This window comes from Variovorax sp. LjRoot175, from assembly GCF_964253805.1.
In the GTDB taxonomy this organism is placed as follows: Bacteria; Pseudomonadota; Gammaproteobacteria; order Burkholderiales; family Burkholderiaceae_C; genus Variovorax.
Map to the genome: position 1 here is coordinate 1,793,379 of NZ_CAXURY020000001.1, position 19,202 is coordinate 1,812,580.

General features: G+C 68.7%; 19 protein-coding genes. 9 read left to right on the top strand and 10 right to left on the bottom strand.

What is annotated here, in order from left to right; translation table 11 throughout:
• Positions 1-19: 19 nt before the first annotated feature.
• Both ACSQ89_RS09090 and ACSQ89_RS09095 read left to right on the top strand, forming a co-directional pair.
• Positions 20-1,402, top strand: a complete 1,383-nt coding sequence (locus tag ACSQ89_RS09090; RefSeq protein ID WP_436290734.1) for a phosphomannomutase/phosphoglucomutase — start codon at positions 20-22, stop codon at positions 1,400-1,402.
• An 11-nt stretch (positions 1,403-1,413) separates the two neighbouring features.
• Complete coding sequence (locus tag ACSQ89_RS09095; RefSeq protein WP_093102165.1) at positions 1,414-2,769, top strand: 3-deoxy-D-manno-octulosonic acid transferase; 1,356 nt, start codon at positions 1,414-1,416, stop codon at positions 2,767-2,769.
• 6 nt (positions 2,770-2,775) lie between these two features.
• Here the strand turns inward: ACSQ89_RS09095 and ACSQ89_RS09100 are convergent, their stop codons facing one another.
• From ACSQ89_RS09100 to ACSQ89_RS09125, 6 genes are read right to left on the bottom strand one after another with little or no spacing between them, the layout of a single operon-like run.
• Positions 2,776-4,293 carry a TolC family outer membrane protein gene (locus ACSQ89_RS09100; protein WP_436290733.1) on the bottom strand — a complete coding sequence of 506 codons (1,518 nt, stop codon included), beginning with the start codon at positions 4,291-4,293 and terminating at the stop codon, positions 2,776-2,778.
• A gap of 22 nt (positions 4,294-4,315) precedes the next feature.
• Positions 4,316-4,654, bottom strand: coding sequence for a rhodanese-like domain-containing protein (locus ACSQ89_RS09105; RefSeq protein ID WP_436290732.1), 339 nt, complete (start codon positions 4,652-4,654; stop codon positions 4,316-4,318).
• Positions 4,655-4,665: 11 nt separating this feature from the next.
• Positions 4,666-5,349, bottom strand: a complete 684-nt coding sequence (locus ACSQ89_RS09110) for a protein-L-isoaspartate O-methyltransferase family protein (RefSeq protein ID WP_436290731.1) — start codon at positions 5,347-5,349, stop codon at positions 4,666-4,668.
• A 29-nt stretch (positions 5,350-5,378) separates the two neighbouring features.
• Positions 5,379-8,609 (bottom strand): efflux RND transporter permease subunit, encoded by a 3,231-nt coding sequence (locus tag ACSQ89_RS09115; protein WP_436290730.1) that lies wholly within the window; start codon positions 8,607-8,609, stop codon positions 5,379-5,381.
• 12 nt (positions 8,610-8,621) lie between these two features.
• The gene (locus ACSQ89_RS09120) at positions 8,622-9,782 is read right to left on the bottom strand and encodes an efflux RND transporter periplasmic adaptor subunit (protein WP_436290729.1); all 1,161 of its coding nucleotides are present in this window, start codon (positions 9,780-9,782) and stop codon (positions 8,622-8,624) included.
• Positions 9,779-10,459, bottom strand: a complete 681-nt coding sequence (locus tag ACSQ89_RS09125) for a TetR/AcrR family transcriptional regulator (RefSeq protein WP_093102174.1) — start codon at positions 10,457-10,459, stop codon at positions 9,779-9,781. Before ACSQ89_RS09125 ends, ACSQ89_RS09120 begins: the two co-directional genes overlap by 4 nt.
• Positions 10,460-10,559: 100 nt before the next feature.
• Between ACSQ89_RS09125 and msrA the strand changes: the two genes are divergently transcribed.
• From msrA to ACSQ89_RS09145, 4 genes are all read left to right on the top strand, one after another.
• Positions 10,560-11,114 (top strand): peptide-methionine (S)-S-oxide reductase MsrA, encoded by a 555-nt coding sequence (gene msrA / locus ACSQ89_RS09130; RefSeq protein ID WP_436290728.1) that lies wholly within the window; start codon positions 10,560-10,562, stop codon positions 11,112-11,114.
• A gap of 14 nt (positions 11,115-11,128) precedes the next feature.
• Complete coding sequence (locus ACSQ89_RS09135; RefSeq protein ID WP_093102177.1) at positions 11,129-11,506, top strand: hypothetical protein; 378 nt, start codon at positions 11,129-11,131, stop codon at positions 11,504-11,506.
• 81 nt (positions 11,507-11,587) lie between these two features.
• The gene (locus tag ACSQ89_RS09140) at positions 11,588-13,690 is read left to right on the top strand and encodes a TonB-dependent receptor (RefSeq protein ID WP_436290727.1); all 2,103 of its coding nucleotides are present in this window, start codon (positions 11,588-11,590) and stop codon (positions 13,688-13,690) included.
• 22 nt (positions 13,691-13,712) lie between these two features.
• On the top strand, positions 13,713-14,660 hold the full coding sequence (locus tag ACSQ89_RS09145; protein WP_093102181.1) for an AEC family transporter: 948 nt from the start codon (positions 13,713-13,715) through the stop codon (positions 14,658-14,660).
• Between the two features lie 12 nt (positions 14,661-14,672).
• Here the strand turns inward: ACSQ89_RS09145 and pdxH are convergent, their stop codons facing one another.
• Positions 14,673-15,320, bottom strand: a complete 648-nt coding sequence (pdxH, locus tag ACSQ89_RS09150) for a pyridoxamine 5'-phosphate oxidase (protein WP_093102668.1) — start codon at positions 15,318-15,320, stop codon at positions 14,673-14,675.
• A gap of 40 nt (positions 15,321-15,360) precedes the next feature.
• On the opposite strand from pdxH, the gene ACSQ89_RS09155 reads away from it, so the two are divergent.
• On the top strand, positions 15,361-15,924 hold the full coding sequence (locus ACSQ89_RS09155) for a nucleotidyltransferase family protein (protein ID WP_436290726.1): 564 nt from the start codon (positions 15,361-15,363) through the stop codon (positions 15,922-15,924).
• Here ACSQ89_RS09155 and ACSQ89_RS09160 read toward each other — a convergent pair.
• A complete protein-coding gene (locus ACSQ89_RS09160) occupies positions 15,911-16,450 on the bottom strand; it encodes a superoxide dismutase family protein (protein WP_436290725.1) in 540 nt (179 codons plus the stop codon). The genes ACSQ89_RS09155 and ACSQ89_RS09160 overlap by 14 nt on opposite strands.
• Before the next feature lie 2 nt (positions 16,451-16,452).
• Positions 16,453-17,127: a gamma-glutamylcyclotransferase gene (locus ACSQ89_RS09165; RefSeq protein WP_170855461.1), complete on the bottom strand. Its 675-nt coding sequence runs from the start codon at positions 17,125-17,127 to the stop codon at positions 16,453-16,455.
• Positions 17,128-17,235: 108 nt separating this feature from the next.
• On the opposite strand from ACSQ89_RS09165, the gene ACSQ89_RS09170 reads away from it, so the two are divergent.
• Positions 17,236-17,745: an OmpA family protein gene (locus tag ACSQ89_RS09170; protein WP_436290827.1), complete on the top strand. Its 510-nt coding sequence runs from the start codon at positions 17,236-17,238 to the stop codon at positions 17,743-17,745.
• A gap of 10 nt (positions 17,746-17,755) precedes the next feature.
• Here the strand turns inward: ACSQ89_RS09170 and ACSQ89_RS09175 are convergent, their stop codons facing one another.
• On the bottom strand, positions 17,756-18,142 hold the full coding sequence (locus ACSQ89_RS09175) for a cupin domain-containing protein (RefSeq protein WP_093102187.1): 387 nt from the start codon (positions 18,140-18,142) through the stop codon (positions 17,756-17,758).
• A gap of 116 nt (positions 18,143-18,258) precedes the next feature.
• Here ACSQ89_RS09175 and ACSQ89_RS09180 point away from each other — a divergent pair, with 116 nt between their 5' ends.
• Positions 18,259-19,140, top strand: coding sequence for a LysR substrate-binding domain-containing protein (locus tag ACSQ89_RS09180; RefSeq protein WP_436290724.1), 882 nt, complete (start codon positions 18,259-18,261; stop codon positions 19,138-19,140).
• Positions 19,141-19,202 lie beyond the last annotated feature (62 nt).

The window sequence follows — 19,202 nt, forward strand, 5'->3', positions numbered from 1 at the left end:
GAACTTTCAAAGGAAGCCCATGCAGCTCAGCGCATCGATCTTCAAGGCCTATGACATTCGCGGCGTCGTGCCGACCACGCTCGACGCCGAGGTCGCCGAGGCGCTCGGCAAGGCCTTCGGCAGCGCGGCGCGCGCGACCGGCGAGAAATCGGTGGCGGTGGGGCGCGACGGGCGCCTGTCGGGCCCCGCACTGGTCGAGGCCCTGGTCCGTGGTCTGGTGGCCACCGGCATCGAAGTGATCGATGTCGGGGCCGTCACGACCCCGATGCTCTATTTCGCGGCCAACACGCTGGCCAGCAGCGGCATTCAGGTCACAGGAAGCCACAACCCAAAGGATTACAACGGTTTCAAAATGGTACTGGCCGGCCGTGCGATCTACGGCGACGAGATCCAGGGCCTGTACAAGGTGATGGAAGCCGGCAGCGCCAAGCTCGCCCCGGGCGGCAGCGTGCGCAAGGTCGACGTGACCGAGGCCTACACGCAGCGCATCGTCGGCGACATCAAGCTGGCGCGTCCGCTCAAGATCGTGGTCGATTCGGGCAACGGCATCGCCGGCGCGTCGGCCCCGGCCATCCTGCGCGCCATCGGCTGCGAGGTGACCGAGCTCTTCAGCGAGGTCGACGGCGACTTTCCCAATCACCACCCGGACCCGAGCAAGCCCGAGAACCTCAAGGACCTGATCGCCGCGCTGCAAGCCGGCGATGCCGAACTGGGCCTGGCCTTCGACGGCGACGGCGACCGCCTCGGCATCGTCACCAAGGACGGGCAGAACATCTATCCCGACCGCCAGATGATGCTGTTCGCGCAGGATGTGCTCTCGCGCGTGCCGGGCGCGACCATCATCTACGACGTCAAGTGCTCGCAGCGCCTGGGCCCCGCGATCGAGGCCGCCGGCGGCAAGCCGCTGATCTACAAGACCGGCCACTCGCTGATCAAGGCCAAGATGAAGGAGATCGCATCGCCGCTGGGCGGCGAGATGAGCGGCCACATCTTCTTCAAGGAGCGCTGGTTCGGTTTCGACGACGGCACCTATGCGGGCTGCCGCCTGCTCGAGATCCTGAGCAAGACGCCGAATTCGAGCGACACGCTCAACGCACTGCCGACCAGCTTCTCGACGCCCGAGCTCAACGTGAAGTGCGCCGAAGGCGAACCGCACGCGGTGGTCGATCAGCTCGTGAAGACCGCGAAGTTCGATGCCCCGGCCAAGGTCTCGACCATCGACGGCGTGCGCGTCGACTGGCCCGATGGCTTCGGGCTCATCCGCGCCTCCAACACCACACCGGTGCTGGTGTTGCGCTTCGAAGGGCAGACGCAGGCAGCGCTGGACCGCATCCAGAAGGAGATGCTCGCGCTCCTGAAGAGCGCGAAGCCCGACGCCACCCTCGCGGAAGCCGCGCACTGAATTTTCGAAGCGTGCGTTCGTTGCTGCTGCGCCTCTACGGCGTCTTCACTTCTCTGGCCGAACCCCTGGTGCGGCGCAAGCTGCGGCGCCGGGCCGTGGCCGAGCCCGGCTACGCGCATGCGGTAGAAGAACGCTTCGGCCACTATGACGAAGCTGCGAGCGGCACCGGCTGGTGCTGGATCCATGCGGTCTCGCTCGGCGAGGCGCGCGCCGCCGGCATCCTGATCGCCGAGCTGCGGCGGCAGTACCCGGGCATCCCCATCCTGCTGACCAACGGCACGGCCACCGGGCGCGAAGAGGGCGCCAAGCTGCTGGAAGACGGCGATCTGCAGGTCTGGCAGCCCTGGGATGCGCCCGAGCCGGTGGCGCGCTTTCTCGATCGCTTCCAGCCGCGCATCGGCGTGCTGATGGAAACCGAGGTCTGGCCCGAGATGTCGGCGGCCTGCGCTGAGCGCGGCATTCCGCTGGTGCTGGCCAACGCGCGGCTGAACGAGAACTCGCTGGCCTCGGCCGAGCGCCTGGGCTGGCTCGCGCGGCCCGCCTATTCGGCATTGGCCGCCGTGTGGGCGCAGACCGAGGCCGATTCGCACCGGCTGGTTTCGCTCGGCGCCAAGGTGGCGGGCGTGTTCGGCAACCTCAAGTTCGACGCCACGCCCGATGCGCGCCAGCTCGCGGCGGCGACCCGCTTGCGCGAGCAGCTGCCGCGGCCGGTGGTGGTGTTTGCGAGCTCGCGCGACGGCGAGGAGGTGCAGCTGCTCGAAGTGCTCAAGCGCTTCGGCGCGCTGGCGCCCGTGCCGCCGGCGCAGGACGCGGTGCAGTCGATTGCCAAGCGGGTGCACGACGTGCAATGGATGATAGTGCCGCGTCATCCCCAGCGTTTCGACGACGTCGCGGCGCTGGTCGAATCCCAGGGCTTCGCGGTGGCGCGGCGCAGCGCGGCCGGCGCGCCGGCCGAATGCGAGATCTGGCTCGGCGATTCGCTCGGCGAGATGGCGCTCTACTACGGCCTGGCCGACGCGGCGCTGCTGGGCGGCAGCTTCGAACCGCTGGGCGGCCAGAACCTGATCGAGGCCGCGGCCTGCGGCTGCCCGGTGATCATGGGGCCGTCGACCTTCAACTTCGCCGAGGCGGCCGAACTCTCGCTCGCGGCCGGCGCCTCGCAGCGCGTGGACAACATGGAGCAGGCGGTCACGGCGGCGCTCAAGCTGGTCGAGAAGCCTGAGCGGCGCGAAGCGATGGCCGAGGCCGCCTTGGCTTTCGCCAACTCGAACCGCGGCGCGGCGCAGCGCACGGCGGCGGCGGTGCTGGCGGTTGCGGAGGCGGCGACGGCCGAGACCGAAGAGCGGGCCGAGCCCAGTCTCGAGTAGGACGCGCTAGCGCGTCGGCGGCAGGATCACCGGCGGCGGTGGCGGCGAAGGCATGACCGGCGGCGGCGGGCTGAAGGGCGGCACCGGCACCGGCGGCACCACCGGGATCGGCGTGGCGGGCCGGCCGGGCGCCGGGGCCTGCTGCGAGGCCGGCGGCTGTGCCGGCGTGGCGGTGCTGTCCACGGCAGGGCGGCCGTCGGTGGCCAAGGTGCTGTTGATCGCGCGCAGGTCGTCGGCCGTCAGCGTGCCGTTGGCCTGCCGCAGCTTGAGATTGCTCAGCAGCACGTTGTAGCGCGACACCGCGAGGTCGCGCTTGGTCTGGAACAGCTGGCTCTGCGAATTGAGCACGTCGATGTTGATGCGCACGCCCACCTGGTAGCCGAGCCGGTTGGCGTCGAGCGCGACCTGGCTGGAGGCCTCGGCGGCTTCGAGTGCCTTCACCTGCCCGGCCCCCGAGACCAGTCCGAGGTAGGCCGCGCGCGTGGCTTGCGTCACGCTGCGGCGCGTCGATTCGAGCACCGAGCGCGACTGCTCTTCGAGCGCCAGCGTTTCCTTGACGCGGTTCTCGGTCGCATAGCCCGCGAACAAGGGCAGGTTGAACACCACGCCCACGGTCGCCGCATTGATGCGCGAGCGGCCCGTGGTGGTGCTGGTGCCCTGCGGGTTGTTGGTGACGTTGTAGCCCAGGTTCGCGTCAAGGGTGGGCTTGTGGCCGGCTTCGGCCTTCCGGACTTCGAGCGTGGCCACGTCAAGGCCGAGCCGCGCCTGCCGGATCGAGGGATGCACGTCCTCGGCCTGCGCGACCCAGGCGTTGATATCGGCCGGCATCACCTCGGGCAGCACCACCGGCGCGGCCAGCGGAACCGGCACGCTGCCGGGGCGGCCGACCAGCTGGTCGAGTGCGATCTTCTTGACCTGGAGGTCGTTCTCGGCCGCGATCTCCTGCGAGATCACGAGGTCGTAGCGCGCCTGGGCTTCGCGCGTGTCGGTGATGGTCGAGGTGCCGACCTCGAAATTGCGCTTGGCCGATGCCAGCTGCTCGGCCACCGCGATCTTCTGCGCCCGCACCAGCGCCAGGCTGTCCTGGGCCGAGAGCACGTCGAAGTAGGCCTGGCTCACGCGCACCACCAGGTCCTGGTCGGCGATGGTCAGCACCGCCTGCGCGATGTCGACCTGGCGCTTGCCCTGTTCGTAGGTGGCCCAGTTCGCGGGCCGGTAGAGGGGCTGGGTGGCGTTGACGCCGACGTTCTGCGTGTTGAAGCCGCGCGAGGTGTTGCCGACGGGCGTGTCGACGTCGAGCTCGGTGTGCGAGGCACCGGCCGACAGCCCGACCGCCGGCAGGATGCCGGCCTTGGCCTGGGCCGCGCGCGCCAGGCTGGCGTCGTACTGCGAACGCGCGGCCTGGTAGGTCGCGTCGTAGCTGCGCGCCGATTCGTAGAGATCGATCAGGCTCTGGCCGTGGGCCGGCAGTGCGAACGCGGCGGCGAGCGCCACCGAGAGGGGAAGAAGCCGGAGCACGGGCATTGAGCGTCCTTGGGAAAAGAAATCAGTAGCGCGGCACAGAGGGGTCGTGCTGCGTCGACCAGGCATCGATGCCGCCGGCGACGTTCGCCACCTCGGCAAAGCCGTTCTGGATCAGGAAGGCGGCCACGCGCAGGCTGCGCGCGCCGTGGTGGCAGAGGCAGGCGATGCGCTGCGCCGGGTCGAGCTCCGAGATGCGGGCCGGAATCTCGTTCATCGGGATCGCCACCAGCGTGAAGCCCTGCGGCACCACGCTCGCGGTTTGCACTTCCCACGGCTCGCGCACGTCCAGCAGCACCGGCTGCGCACTCGCGTCGTGGCCGAACCAGTCGGCGAGTTCGGGCGGGCGGACCTGGTCGATCATGAGAGCTCCGCTCAGAAGTTGAAGCGCGAAGGCGCAGGGAAGTGCAAGAGGCGCGGCGCCACCGTGTCCCACGGCTGCACGATGTCCCACTTGCCTTCGCCGACGCGCGTGACGAAGTGGGCGCGCATCATCGGTTCGTCGCCCACGATCGCCGCCAGCCGGCCGCCCATCTTGAGCGAGCCCATCAGGCTCTGCGGCAGGCGCGCGACCGAGCCGCTGAGCACGATCACGTCGAAAGTCGGTCCGCTGGGCAGCGGCACGGCGCCGTCGGCGTTGCGCACTTCCACGTTGTTCACGCCGTTGCGGCGCAGGTTCTCGGTGGCGACGGCCGCCAGGCCAGGATCGATCTCGAGCGTCAGTACTTGCGCCGCGCGGTGCGCCAGCAGCGCGGCCATGAAGCCGGAGCCGGAGCCGATCTCGAGCACGGATTCGTGCTTCTGCACATGCAGGTCTTGCAGCATCCGCGCCTCGACTTTGGGCGAGAGCATGCACTGGCCGGGCTCCTTCGTCTTGGCGCCCTCCAGCGGGATCTCCATGTCGAAGAAGGCCAGGCCGCGGTGGGCCTTGGGCACGTAGTCCTCGCGCCGGATGTGGGCCAGCAGGTCCAGGATTTCGAGATCGAGCACGTCCCAGGGACGGATCTGCTGCTCGATCATGTTGAAGCGCAAGCGCTCCAGGGTGGGAATGGGGTTCATGTGCTTTTTCCTCGTGCGGGTCGGGTCAATCAGGACAAACCTTCAATTTTAGGCGGCGGCTCCACAGTGTCGGCCGTGCGCGTGACCGCTTGCTGGCGGTGCCAGCGGCGCCGGGCCCAGTTCGCCAGGTCGTCCATGTAGCAATAGACCACCGGCACCACCACCAGCGTCAGCAGCGAGGAGGTGATCACGCCGCCGATCACGGCCTGGCCCATGGGCGCGCGCTGCTCCGAGCCTTCGCTGATCGCGAAGGCCAGCGGCACCATGCCGAAGATCATCGCCAGCGTGGTCATCAGGATCGGGCGCAGCCGCACGCGCGCCGCGAGCAGCAGGGCCTCGGCGCGCGGCAGGCCCGGCACCGGCGTGCCGTCGGGTGCGACGCCGCTCTCGCGCGAACGGATCGCGAAATCGACCAGCAGGATGGCGTTCTTGGTCACCAGGCCCATCAGCATCACGATGCCGATGATCGAGAACATCGAGAGCGTGGATCGGAACATCAGCAAGGCCAGCACCACGCCGATCAGCGTGAGCGGCAGCGCCGTCATCAGCGCCAGCGGCTGCAGGAAGCTCTTGAACTGGCTGGCCAGGATCATGTAGATGAAGATGATCGCCAGCGCCAGCGCCGACACCGCATAGCCGAAGGACTCCTGCATGTTCTTGGTCGAGCCGCTGAACTGCCAGCCGTAGCCCGGCGGGAAGGCGATGCCGGCCAGCGCCGTGCGGATGTCGGCCGACACTTCGCCGGCCGAGCGGTTGGCCACGTTGGCATTGATGCTGACCTCGCGCGCCAGTGCGCGGCGGTTGATCTGGTTTGGCCCGGTGGCTTCGCGCACATCGGCCACCTGCTGCAGGCGAACGATGCGGCTGGAGCCGTCGGCATTGGCGCCCATGGCGGTGCTGACGAAGGGCAGGCGCGCCAGGTCGGCCGGCGAGTTGCGCACCTCGGGCGCCAACCGCACGTTGACGTCGTAGGTCTGGTCGTCGGGCGCGCGCCAGTTGCCCACCGTGGTGCCGGCCACCAGCGTGCGCAGTGCGTTCGCGACCGGCGCCACGCCGAGGCCGAGGTCGGAGGCGGCATCGCGGCGCATCACCACGCTCACGGTCGGCTTGTTGGGCTTCTGGCTCGAATCGAGATCGACCAGCCCGGGAATCGGGCGGATCGCCTCCATCACGCGCTGCGTGAGCCGTTCGAGCTCCTGCAGGTCGGGGCCCTGCAGCGAGAACTCGATGACCTTGTTGCCGCCCACCGAGTCGCGCAAGCCCACGTGCGTGACCGTGATGCCCGGGATCGCGCGCAGCTTCTCGCGCAGCACGCCCGACATCTGGTCGACGCTGCGCTCGCGCAGCTTGCGCTCGACCAGGCGCACGTAGATGCTTGCGTAGATCTTGCCCTGCGCGTCGCCGGTGTTGATGGTGCTGAGCGTGTAGCGCACCTCGGGCATTTCGCGCAGGATGCCCTCGACCTGGCGGGCCTTGGCCTCGGTCACTTCGAGCGAGGAGCCGACCGGCGTGTAGAAGTTGATCGCGGTTTCCGAGAAGTCGGCCTTGGGCACGAACTCGGTGCCCAGGAGCGGCACCATCACCACGCTGGCGGCGAAGATGCCGAGCGCCGCGGCCAGCGTGGCGAGCTTGTGCACGAGGGACCAGCGCAGGATGGCCTGGTAGGCTTCAGCGAGCCGGTCGGTCGCGCGGTCGAACCAGCCGGTGACGCGGCCGATGGTCTTGTCGTAGAAGGTCACGGGCGGGCCGCGCTTGCCGTGCGTATCGATTGCAGGGTCGTGCCAGATGCTCGAGAGCATCGGATCCAGCGTGAAGCTCACGAACATCGAGATCAGCACTGCCGCCACGATGGTGATGCCGAACTCGTGGAAGAACTTGCCGATGATGCCTTCCATGAAGCCGATCGGCAGGAACACCGCGACGATCGAGAGCGTGGTCGCCAGCACCGCGAGCCCGATCTCCTGCGTGCCGTCGAGCGCCGCGCTGTAAGGCGCCTTGCCCATCTGCACGTGGCGCACGATGTTCTCGCGCACCACGATCGCGTCGTCGATCAGCAAGCCCACGCACAGCGACAGCGCCATCAGCGTCACCATGTTGATGGTGAAGCCGAACATGGCCATGAACCAGAAGGTGCCGATCAGCGCGATCGGCAGCGTGAGCCCGGTGATCACGGTCGAGCGCCACGAATTCAGGAACAGGAACACGATCAGCACGGTGAGCAGCGCGCCTTCGATCAGTGTCTCCCGCACGTTGTTGACCGCGACGCGGATCGGCCGCGCAGCGTCGGCGATGGGTTCGAGCTTGACGCCGGGCGGCAACTGCGGCCGGATGTCGGCGATGGCCTTCGTGAGCCCGTCGACTACCGCGATGGTGTTCTCGTCCTGCGCCTTCTGCACCGACAGGAGCAGCGTGCGCTGGCCGTTGTAGAGCGCGAGGCTCTCGAGTTCCTGCGCGCCATCGCGCACGGTCGCCACCTGGTCGATGCGGATCGGCGCGCCGCCCCTGCGCATCAGGATGATCTTGCCGAAGTCCTCCGGCCGCTCCATGCGCGCATCGACCTGCACCACGCGTTCCTGCTCGAGCGAGCGCACGGCGCCCACCGGCAGCGCCTGGTTCTCGTTGCGCACCGCCTCGACCACCTGCGACGCACTGACGCCGAAGGCTTCCATCGCCTGCGGATTGAGATAGATGTTGATCTCGCGCTTGGTGCCGCCCACCAGCGTCACCGAGCCGACGCCGCGCACGTTCTCCAGCCGCTTCTTCAGCACCTGATCGGCCCAGTTGGTCAACTCGACCGCGCTCGGTTGTTTGTCTTCCTGCCCATCGGGCAGCACGGCCACCGACCACACGGGCCGCGAGGCCGGGTCGAAGCGCAGCACGCGCGGATCTTTCACCTCGTCGCGGAACAGAGGCCGCACCGCTGCGACCTTTTCGCGCACGTCGTCGGCCGCCTTGCGGCCGTCGACGTAGAGCTGGAATTCGATGATGACGACCGACTGGCCCTCGTAGCTGCGCGAGGTGAGGGCGTTGATGCCGGCGATCGAGTTGACGCCTTCCTCGACCTTCTTGGTCACCTCGCTCTCGACGATCTCGGGCGAGGCGCCCGGGTACTCGGTGATCACCACCACCACCGGGAAGTCGATGTTCGGGAACTGGTCGACCTGCAGCCGCTGGTAGGAGAAGATGCCGAGCACCACCAGCGCGAGCATCAGCATGGTCGCCAAGACCGGGTTCTTCAGGCTGACGCGCGTGAACCACATGGTATTGCGCGCTCAGGGCGCGGCGACCGGCGAGAGGCGCACTGCCGTGCCTTCGCGCAGCGAGCCGACGCTGCCCGCCACCACCACCGCGCCATCCTCGACGCCGCGCACCGCGACCAGCGTCTGGCCGTCGACCTGGCCGCGCTGGCCGGTCTGGACCGCGCGGTGGGCGATGCGTCCCTCGATCACCATCTGCACGTAAGGCGCCGGCTTGTCGATGCGCACCGCGGACAAGGGCAGGGCGAGCGCGTCGACGCGCCCCACGTCGATGCTGCCCTGCGCGAACAGGCCCTGGCGGAAGCCGGCGCTGCGGTCCAGCCGCAGGTAGACCAGCACGCTGCGGCTGCCGGCCTGTGCGCTCGGGTTGACGCGCACCACGCTGGCGCCCACCTTGCGGTTGGTGCTCGCCGGGTCTACAGCGCTGCTGCCTTCGATCTGCAGCGTCGCGCGCTGGCCCACGCGCACCGCGACCGAGTCGGCTGCCGCGAGCGTGGCCTCGACCTCGATGCGGCTCAGGTCGACCACCTCGATCACGCGCGCATCGACAGCGACGCGCTCGCCCGGCTGCGCCAGCCGCTGCGCGACCTGACCGGTGAGCGGGCTCTTGAGCACGGTGTCGGCGAGCGACTTGTGCGCCATCTCCACCGCGGCGAGCGCGGCGCGGTGGGTCGAGAGCGCGGCGTTGAGATTCGACTGCGAGGTGTCGAGCGCGGTGCGGGAGATGAAGCCCTGGTCGACCAGCGCCTTGTTGTTGTCGTAAGTGCGTTGCGCCACCTCGGCCTGCGCGCGGGCCGAGTCCGCCTGCTCCTGAGCCTGGCGCACGCGCGACTGGTACTCGACCGGGTCGATGCGCGCGACCACCTGGCCGGCCGTGACCGCATCGCCCTCGCGCAGCGTGAGGCCGATCAGCTCGCCGGCCACGCGGGCCTTGACCAGCGCCGAATCGACCGCCTTGAGCGTGCCCGAGACCGCCAGCGTCTGCGCGAGTTCGCGCCGCGTGGCGCGCACCACGTCGGACGGCGAGAGCTGCACCACCGTTTCGGCCGGCTTCGCGGCGGCGGCGACCGCGGCTTGCTGCGCGCGGCGCGCCTCGATGGCGCGCAGCACGCCGCCGGCCAGCAGCGCGACGACCACTGCCGCGACCGCCCATTTGATGACGAGCGACCGCTTCATACGCCCGCCTTCGGCGGCATGCTGAGCCCGTGGAGCACGGTCTCGGCCTGGATCGCAAGGTACTTCTCGGGATCGAGATCCGAATCGGCGTCGACGCAGATGACGGCCGAGTGCTTCCACAGCATCAGGAAGAGCATCGGCGCGATGATGGCGTAGATCGCGTGGCCGACGTCGACCGGCGCGAACTCCCCGCTGTCGATGCCGCGCTGCACGATGCGCCGCATCAGCGTGTGCCCGGGCCGCACCACCTCTTCGCGGTAGAACTCGGCCAGCTCCGGGAAATTGCGGCCCTCGCTCAGCATCAGCTTGGTGAGGCCCGAGGCCTTGGTCGAGCCCACGCGCTCCCACCAGATGCGCATGCAGTAGCGCAGCATGTCGGAGGTGCTGCCCTCGAACTCCTCGAACTCCTTGTTCCACTCGGTGAAGCGGCCGGACAGGTTCTCGACCACCACCGCCTTGAACAGTTCTTCCTTGCTCGGAAAATAAAGGAACAGGGTGCCCTTGGACACGCCGGCGCGCGCTGCCACCTCTTCGGCACGGGTGGCCGCGAAGCCCTTGTCGACGAACAGGTCCAGTGCGGCCTCGAGCAGTTCCCCGGGACGCGCCTCCTTGCGGCGCTCGCGCTTGGCGCGCGCTGTGCTGCAGAATTTGTCGCTGAGGAAACGGGGAGCGGGCATGGATTTCTTAATGACTCACGGGTTAGTAATGTAGTGAGCGTGCCTGGACCCGTCAAGCCGCGACAATGCAGGGTTCGCCAATTTCCACCCTGGAGTTTTCATGTCCACGCCATCACCGCAAACCGAGATCATCGCGCTGGGCGGCGGCTGCTTCTGGTGCACCGAGGCGGTTTTCGACCGCGTGCAGGGCGTGGTGGATGTCGAATCGGGCTACAGCAACGGCGAGACGATCAATCCGAGCTACGAACAGGTCTGTACCGGCCGCACCGGCCATGTCGAGGTGGTCCGGGTGGAATTCGATCCGCAGCAGATCACGCTGCGTGAGATCCTGGAGATCTTCTTCGTCGTGCACGATCCCACGAGCCTCAACCGGCAGGGCAACGACGCGGGGACCCAGTACCGCAGCGGCATCTATTACGCCAACGACGCGCAGAAGCAGGTCGCCGAAGAGGTGATCCGCGAGATCGAGGCCAGCAAGACCTACCGCTCGCCGATCGTGACCGAGGTGAAGCCGCTGGCCAACTACTCGACCGCCGAGGCCTACCACCAGGACTACTTCCTGAACAACCCGAACCAGGGCTATTGCGCCTTCGTGGTCGGGCCCAAGGTCGAGAAGTTCCAGAAGACCTTCGCGGCGCGGCTCAAGAAGGCCTGAGCCTTTCTTCTTTCATGCGCCTCGCACGCCACCCGCTCCGAGCCCGCGCCATGCTGTGCGTGCTGGCGCTCGCCTTGTGGTTTGCGACGACGCTCGGGCTCGTGCACCGCACGATCCACAGCCCGCTTGCGGCGCATGCGCATGCGGCTGCGTCCGCCCATGCGGGAGAGGCGGACCATGGGTCCCATGGCCTGGTCGCGCTCTTCGGCGAGCACAGCGATGCCGATTGCCGGCTCTACGACCAGTTGTCCCACGGCCCGGCCGCGCTCTGCGTGCCGGCCCTCCTGCTGCCGGTCATGCTGCCGGCGGCCACCTTTGCCTATCTCGAGGGCGAAGCAATCGCCCGATGGGTCGCGCTGTTCGACGCGCGCGGCCCGCCTTCCGCTCGCTGAATCCGCCTTGCCGACCGACAGCTGCACCCGCCTTTTCGCGGGCTGCGGCCGGTCTTTCATCGATTCAACGAGTGTTCCAACATGTCATCCCATTTCCGGCGCAACGCCATCGGCGTTGCCGTTCTTTCCCTTTTGTCCTGCGCTGCCTGGGCGCAAGCCGACGCGAGCGCGCCCGCGCCTTCGCTGCCCGAGGTCACCGTCACCGGCAACCCGTTGGGCGCCACCGACCTGATCGCACCGACCACCACCCTCTCCGGCGACAGGCTGCTCTTGCGTTCCCAATCCACGCTCGGCGAGACCCTCAACGGCCTGCCGGGCGTCAGCAGCAGCTACTTCGGGCCCAACGCGAGCCGGCCTTCGATCCGCGGCCAGGACGGGGACCGCATCCGCATCCTGCAGAACGGCGGCGCGGCACCGGACGCCTCCTCGCTGAGCTACGACCACGCGGTGCCCGTCGATGCCCTCGTCACCGAACGCATCGAAGTGCTGCGCGGGCCCTCGGCGCTGCAGTACGGCGGCAGCGCGGTCGGCGGCGTGGTCAACGTGATCGACAACCGCATTCCGAGCGAGCCGATCGACGGTTTCGGCGGCCGCGCCGACCTCGGCTACGCGACCGGCAACCGCGAGAAGAGCGGCGGCGTGGTGCTGGAGGGCGGCAACAACCGCTATGCGCTGCACGTGGATGCCTTCAACCGCGACGCGGACGATACCTCGGTGCCGATCGAACTCGGCTGCGAGAACCCGCGCCGGCCCGGCCTGGCGCGCAAGATCTGCAACTCGGCCAACCAGGCGCACGGCGGCGCGATCGGCGGCAGCCTGTTCTTCGACCAGGGCTGGATCGGCGCTTCGGCCAGCACCTACCGCAGCGACTACGGCACGGTGGCGGAGGACGACGTCACCATCAAGATGAAATCCGACCGCTATGCGCTCGAAGGCGAATGGCGGCCGGGCGGCTTCTTCACCAGCATCCACGGCAAGCTGAGCCGCACCGACTATCGCCACACCGAGTTCGAGGGCTCGGAGACCGGCACGGTGTTTGCCAACAAGAGCAACGATCTGCGCATCGAGGGGCGCCATCAGAAGATCGGCGGCGTGGAGGGCTTGATCGGCTTCACCAACGAAAGCAACGACTTCTCGGCCGTCGGCGACGAGGCCTTCGCACCGCACAGCCGCACGCGCTCGCGCGCCTTGTTCCTGCACGAAGAGCTCGGTACGTCGTGGGGCCGCCTGAGCTTCGGCGCGCGCACCGAGCAGGTGAAGGTGCGTTCCTTCGGCTATCCGGAAGATCCGTCGGTCACGCGCTTCGCCGTCGGCGAGCGCAGCTTCAATCCGCACAGCGCGGCCTTCGGTGCGCTGGTCAACCTGGCGCCCCAATGGCAGCTGACCTCGAACCTCGCCTACACCGAGCGCGCGCCCAAGGACTACGAACTCTTCGCCAACGGCCCGCACGTCGCGACCGCGGCCTGGGAGGTCGGCGATCCGAACCTGCAGAAGGAAAAGTCGGTCGGCTTCGACCTCGGCGCCCAATGGAAGTCCGGCGCCAACAGCGCGCGCGTGAATGCCTACGTCACGCGCTTCCGCAACTACATCGGGCTCGCGGCCTCGGGCAATGTGCGCGGCGAGGACGGCGAGATCAACCCGGGCCCGGTGGAAACCGACGAAGGCCTGCTGCTCCCCGACGTGGTGGACGAGTTCGTCTATCGCGGCGTGCGCGCCCGCTTCACCGGCATCGAGGCCAACGGCAACCTGCGGCTCCTGGGCACCGACGGCTTCTCGCGCGCGGCCGACGGCTCCACGCTGGACCTCGAATGGCGTGCCGACCTGGTGCGCGCGAAGAACACCGATACCGGCGAGCCGCTGCCGCGCATCTCGCCGGCGCGCGTGGGTACCACGCTGGCCTACGGCAACGGGCCATGGACGGCGCGCCTGGGCTTCGACCACTACGCTGCCCAGCGAAGGGTGCCGAGCATCGGCGCGCGCGAGACCGATGCCTTCACGCTGTGGAATGCGGCGCTCACCTACCGCATGAAGGTGCAGCGCGCCAACCTCACCTGGTATGCGCGCATCGACAACCTGACGAACAAGCTGGCCTACAGCGCGACCTCGATCCTGACCACGACCGCCTTCCCGGATGCGCCCTTGCCGGGGCGGACCTTGAAGGTGGGCCTGCGCGCGACGTTCTAGCGCCCCTGTATGCTCGCCGCCGATGAATTCATCGGTCCTCTCGTCGCTGCTGCCCGTCGTCCTGCTCATCGCTGCGGGCTTCGTGGCAGGACGGCGGGGCTGGGTCGGCGGCGGCGCGGTGCGGGACCTGTCGAACCTGATCTTCCTGCTGCTCGTGCCGGCGCTCCTGTTCCGTGCCATGAGCACGGTGCACCTGGAGCAGCTGAGCCTCAAGCCTGTCGCGGCCTACTTTCTCGCGGCCGGCCTGATCTTCGCGGCCACCTTGCTGTGGCGCGGCTTCAACCGCACGGCGGCCGTGCTCGCGCTTGCCAACACCTTCAGCAACACCGTGATGATCGGCATCGCGCTGATCGGCCTGGCCTACGGCCCCGAGGGCATGGTTGTGCTGCTGACGCTGATCTCGCTGCATTCGCTGGTGCTGCTGACCAGCGCGACGCTGGTGCTCGAACTTGCGGTGGCCCACGAGAACGCCAGTCTGAGCGGCACGCCGCGCCAGCCGATCCTGCACACACTGGGCCGCGCGTTCTACAACGCGATCGTCCATCCGGTGCCGCTGCCGATCATCGCGGGCCTGCTGTTCGCGCAGACCGGTTGGGTGATGCCCGAAGTGATCGACAAGCCGATCGCGCTGCTCGGGCAGGCCTTCGGACCGATCGCGCTGGTCATGGTCGGCATCACGCTCGCGTTCACGCCCATCGGTACCCACTGGCGCGGCGCGCTGGTGCAGGCGCTGGTCAAGAACGTGGCGCACCCGCTGCTGGTGGCGGGGCTCGGCTGGCTGCTGGGCCTGCGCGGGCTGCCGCTGCAGGTGATGGTGGTGGCCGCGGCGCTGCCGATCGGCGCCAATGTGTTTCTGTTTTCGCAGCGCTACAAGACGGCCGAGGATCTCGTGACGGCCAGCATGGCGGTCTCGACTGCGCTCGCGCTCGTCACGCTGTCGATCGTGATGCCGCTCGCTGGCAGGCTCTGAGGCAGGATTGGCTCAGGGGGCCAAGCGCTCGCGCACCCAGGCGCCATCTTCTCGCCGGTAGCGCAAGCGATCGTGCAGCCGGCTCTTGCGGCCTTGCCAGAACTCCCAGCGGTCGGGCACCAGGCGGTAGCCGCCCCAGTGCGGCGGCCGTGGCGGCGAGAGCAGGTGCCGGGCGGCCTCGATGGCGGCGTTCTTCACCAGCACCTCGCGGCCGCTGATCACCTCGCTCTGCGGGCTGGCCCAGGCGCCGATGCGCGAGTCGAGCGGGCGGCTCGCGAAGTAGGCGTCGCTCTCGGCCGCATCGACCTTCTCGACCCGGCCCTCGATGCGCACCACGCGCTCGAGCTCGACCCAGTGGAACTGCAGCGCGGCCCAGGGATTGCCGGCGAGCTCCTGGCCTTTGCGGCTCTTGTAGTTGGTGTACCAGACGATGCCGCGCGCGTCGTAGCCCTTGATCAGCACGATGCGCGTCGACGGCCGCAGGTCGCCGCCGACGGTGGCCAGCGTCATCGCGTTGGGCTCGGGCAACTGCGCGTCGATCGCTTCGGCGAGCCAGCGCTCGAACTGGAGTAGGGGATCGGATGCGCTGCTGGCTTCGTCGAGTTCGGCGCGCTCGTAGCTCTTGCGCAGCGCGGCCAGCGCTTCTTTGGGGGAATTCATGGCCGCATTGTTGCGCATGCGAAGAGGGGATACTGGGCGCATGAATCCTCGATCGCCCACCGTCATCGTGCTCGCCTCGGGCCGCGGCGAGCGCTTTCGCGCCGCCGGCGGCAGCGGCGCCAAGCTGCACGCGCCGCTCGCGGGCCGGACGGTGCTGGAGCACACGCTGGCCGCCGTGCGCGCCAGCGGCCTGCCGTGGCATCTGGAGGATGCGGGCCATCCCGGCATGGGCGATTCGATCGCGGCCGCGGTGCGGGCCACGGCCGATGCGGCGGGCTGGCTGATCCTGCCCGGCGATCTCCCGCTGGTGTTGCCATCGACCTTGCAAGCCGTGGCGCGGGCGCTCGTCGATCCCGTGCAGGCGGCTCAGCCGCAGCGCCGCGGCGAACGCGGACATCCGGTCGGCTTTGCCGCGGCCTGCAAGCCGCTGCTCGCGGCGCTGTCGGGCAACCTGGGCGCGGCGCCGGTGCTGCGCGCGCTGCGGGAAGCCCATGCAGTGGCGGAGATCGAAGTGGACGACATCGGCATCCTGACCGACATCGACACGCCCGCCGAACTCGCGCGCGCCGAGGCGCTGCTGGCCGCGCGGCTCAGCGCCTCGTGATCAGCGCGCAGGCGATGCGCGGGCCGGAGTTGCCGGCCGGCTGCGAGGTGAAGTCGTCGCGATCGCGGTGAACGATCAGCGCCCGGCCGACCACGTTGTTGGCCGCGCCGTCGGTGAGCGAGATGGAATGCAGGTCGACACTGAAGCGCGCCACGCCGCTCGCATCGGCCACCAGACTCGGCAGCTCGCCCGCATGGCTGCCGGGCGCGCCGAACTTGCCGTGCGTGCCGCCGGCCGGATTGAAGTGGCCGCCCGAGGCATTGCCGTTGTCGCCGCAGTCGCCCTTCTCGTGGATGTGGAAGCCGTGTTCCGTGCCAGGCACGAAGCCGCGCACCTCGCCGGCCACGCGCACGCCATGGTCGAGTGCGGTGAAGCTCACGTTGCCCGTGGTCGGATTCGGCGTGATCGCCGCGGTCGGCGCCAGCGCGGCGCTGGCGCTCGCCTTGGACCCCATCATGGTGCCGCAGCCGGCGAGCAGGCTCACCGCGGCGACGGCAAGAGTGGGGACGATCAGACGAGAGGACATGGCTACTCCTTGGATGAAGAACGGGAAGAAGAATCGAGAGAAGAGGCCGCAGGGTATACCGGAGCGGGCGCTTCGCCGCAATCGGCTTGCGCCGACAGCTTGGCCTCGGCCAACCTGATCAGGCGCGCCAGCGCTGCATCGTGGATCGCATGGCGCTGCAGTTCGAGCAGGGTCTGATGCGCATAGTCGAGCGAACTGCCATAGCGGCCGACCGCGCTGGCGAAGATGTGGCGGTAGCGCTCGTCGTCCAGGTTGCCGGTGAAGTTGGGACTGCGCCGCGACAAGGTGAAGGCCAGGGCGCGCACCGACCCGTGCGGGGTCTCGCAATCGAGCCATCGGGGGTCGTAGACGCCGGTCGGCATCTCGCGCAGCCAGAGCCGGCCCAGGGTTTCGAGCCCGTCGGCCGCGGCCACGCGGAACACCATGCCGCGGCAGCTGCCGCCCGAGAGCAGGCCGAACACCAGGCCCGGATTCTCGACCGTGCCGCGATTGATGCGGCTCCACATCTTCAGCGCCCGATGCCAGCCGTGCACCCGCGCGGGGTGCCGCTCGATGAAGCCGAACTCGGGGCGCCAGATCAGCGAGCCGTAGCCGAACACCCAGAGATCCTGGTGGCCGCCCCATTCGGCGATCACGCGGTCGAGCATGGGCTTCGGGTCGCGCAGCGGTTTGAGCATGGGGTCCAAACCGGGCGGGCCGGGGTCGCCACCTACAATTTCACGGTCATGGTTCACCGCACCATTATTTACCGACCGCTTTCCTACGGAGATCGACCCATGGCAGGCATAGCCGACGACGACAGCCAACAGAACTTCATTCTGGCCTTTCTGCTCGGGCTGATCGCACTGGTGATCTTCTTCGTGATCGGGATCGTGCTCTACACGCAGAGCCACAAGGCGGGCGCGAAGCCCGCGGCGTCCATGGTGGAGATCCTGACCGAAACCGTGGCAGTCGTGATCCCCGACGGCGCGAGCATCCGCGTGCAGGGCGGGGTCGTGAACTTCTATTTCGCCACCGGCAGCGCCGATCTGGCTCCCGGCGCGGCAGGGGCCCTGGCCACGGTGATCAAAGGCGTGGAAGGTGGGCGCAAGGCAGTGGTCTCGGGCTTCCATGACACCACCGGCGATGGGGGCCTCAACGAACAGCTCGCGCAGAGGCGTGCCGAGATGGTGCGCAACGTGCTGACCGGGCTGGGCGTGCCGGCCGACAAGATCGAGCTGAAGAAGCCCGCCGTGACCACCGGTTCGGGGAACGACGCCGAGGCGCGCCGCGTCGAGGTCCGGCTGGTCGACTAGCGCGCTGCGCTCACCACGGCAGCTGCATCGGCTTCGCTTCGAGGTCGAACACCCCGACCGGGGCAGCCGGAAACACGCCGGTGATCTCCATCGGCTCGTCGCCCACATTGAAGATCTGATGCGGCACGTCGCGCGGCAGCAGCACGCTGCTCGCGGGGCCGAAGCGGTGCACCTGTCCGTCGAGGTGGACCTCGCCGCGGCCCGCGTGGCACAACACGACTTCCTCGGTGTCATGGCTGTGCGGCGGCGTGGAAGCGCCGGGCGCCAGCGTCTGCTTCCAGATCGACAACTGGGTCAATCCATGCTCGTGGCCCGCCAGGGTGCGGTGGGTGATTCCGGGCAGCTCTGCCAGGGGCAGCGTGGCGTGGGAGATAACGTTGCGGGCAATGGCGGTCATGAGGCGGCTCCGTGCAATCGAGTGAAGGTGAAGGCAGTGTCCTGGACCCAGAAGCGCGAGTGAAGACAGCGCAATGACCTAACATTGAGGACATTCGTTCCTCAATCGGAGGCGCCATGCAAGGCCTGCAGCAGTTCCTCGCCTTCACCGAGACCGTCAAGCACGGCAGCTTCGCCGCCGCCGCGCGCGAAGCGGGCACCGCGCCTTCCACGCTGGCCAAGGCGGTGCTGAGGCTGGAGGATTCGCTTGGCGTCAAGCTGTTCCATCGGACCACGCGGCAGGTCACCCTGACGCCGGACGGCGAGCGCCTGTACCACCGCTGCCAGCGCGTCCTCGCCGAGATCGAGGACCTGCATGCCGACGCTGCCGGCACGCGGGCCACGGCCACGGGCCTGCTGCGCATCGACATGCCGATCGTCTTCGGCCGGCGCGTGATCCTGCCGCTGCTCGCGCGGCTCCAGCAACAGCACCCGCGACTTGAAATGGACGTGCGCTTGCAGGACGGCTACGTCGATCTGGTCAAGGACGGCATCGACCTCGCCATCCGGGTCGGCGCACTGCAGGAATCGTCGCTGGTGGCACGCCGCTTTGCGAGCCAGACCTTGCTGCTGGTGGCCAGCCCTGCCTACCTGGCGCAGCATGGCCATCCGGCCTCGCTGCGGGCGCTGGCACAGCATCGCGCGATCGTCTTCCGCATGCCGACGAGCGGTCGCGACCGCCCCTGGCAGTTCCTCCAGCGCGGCCACGCCGTCACCCTGCATCCGCAGAGCCAGCTGCGCCTGAATGACGGCGAAGCCATGGTGCAGGCCGCGATGCTCGGCCAGGGCCTGGCGCAACTGCCCGACTACATGGTCGAAGACGAGCTCGGCGATGGGCGCCTGGTCGAGATCCTGCCTTCGCTGCGGCCGCCGGCCATGCCGATCAGCGCCGTGTACCCTTCCCAGCGCCTGTTGCCGCCGCGGGTGCGGGTCGTGCTCGATGCCTTGACGGCACCCTAGGGTCTTGCGGGCTTGGTAGGATGCAGGGCCACGCACCTGCGCGTGGCAGGGGCCGCGCGCAG

Excerpts from the sequence above, each read along its gene's own strand:
- ACSQ89_RS09090 (WP_436290734.1), top strand. The coding sequence starts at position 20 with ATGCAGCTCAGCGCATCGATCTTCAAGGCCTATGACATTCGCGGCGTC.
- ACSQ89_RS09100 (WP_436290733.1), bottom strand. The coding sequence starts at position 4,293 with ATGCCCGTGCTCCGGCTTCTTCCCCTCTCGGTGGCGCTCGCCGCCGCG.
- ACSQ89_RS09105 (WP_436290732.1), bottom strand. The coding sequence starts at position 4,654 with ATGATCGACCAGGTCCGCCCGCCCGAACTCGCCGACTGGTTCGGCCAC.
- ACSQ89_RS09110 (WP_436290731.1), bottom strand. The coding sequence starts at position 5,349 with ATGAACCCCATTCCCACCCTGGAGCGCTTGCGCTTCAACATGATCGAG.
- ACSQ89_RS09115 (WP_436290730.1), bottom strand. The coding sequence starts at position 8,609 with ATGTGGTTCACGCGCGTCAGCCTGAAGAACCCGGTCTTGGCGACCATG.
- ACSQ89_RS09120 (WP_436290729.1), bottom strand. The coding sequence starts at position 9,782 with ATGAAGCGGTCGCTCGTCATCAAATGGGCGGTCGCGGCAGTGGTCGTC.
- ACSQ89_RS09125 (WP_093102174.1), bottom strand. The coding sequence starts at position 10,459 with ATGCCCGCTCCCCGTTTCCTCAGCGACAAATTCTGCAGCACAGCGCGC.
- msrA (WP_436290728.1), top strand. The coding sequence starts at position 10,560 with ATGTCCACGCCATCACCGCAAACCGAGATCATCGCGCTGGGCGGCGGC.
- ACSQ89_RS09135 (WP_093102177.1), top strand. The coding sequence starts at position 11,129 with ATGCGCCTCGCACGCCACCCGCTCCGAGCCCGCGCCATGCTGTGCGTG.
- ACSQ89_RS09140 (WP_436290727.1), top strand. The coding sequence starts at position 11,588 with ATGTCATCCCATTTCCGGCGCAACGCCATCGGCGTTGCCGTTCTTTCC.
- ACSQ89_RS09145 (WP_093102181.1), top strand. The coding sequence starts at position 13,713 with ATGAATTCATCGGTCCTCTCGTCGCTGCTGCCCGTCGTCCTGCTCATC.
- pdxH (WP_093102668.1), bottom strand. The coding sequence starts at position 15,320 with ATGAATTCCCCCAAAGAAGCGCTGGCCGCGCTGCGCAAGAGCTACGAG.
- ACSQ89_RS09155 (WP_436290726.1), top strand. The coding sequence starts at position 15,361 with ATGAATCCTCGATCGCCCACCGTCATCGTGCTCGCCTCGGGCCGCGGC.
- ACSQ89_RS09160 (WP_436290725.1), bottom strand. The coding sequence starts at position 16,450 with ATGTCCTCTCGTCTGATCGTCCCCACTCTTGCCGTCGCCGCGGTGAGC.
- ACSQ89_RS09165 (WP_170855461.1), bottom strand. The coding sequence starts at position 17,127 with ATGCTCAAACCGCTGCGCGACCCGAAGCCCATGCTCGACCGCGTGATC.
- ACSQ89_RS09175 (WP_093102187.1), bottom strand. The coding sequence starts at position 18,142 with ATGACCGCCATTGCCCGCAACGTTATCTCCCACGCCACGCTGCCCCTG.
- ACSQ89_RS09180 (WP_436290724.1), top strand. The coding sequence starts at position 18,259 with ATGCAAGGCCTGCAGCAGTTCCTCGCCTTCACCGAGACCGTCAAGCAC.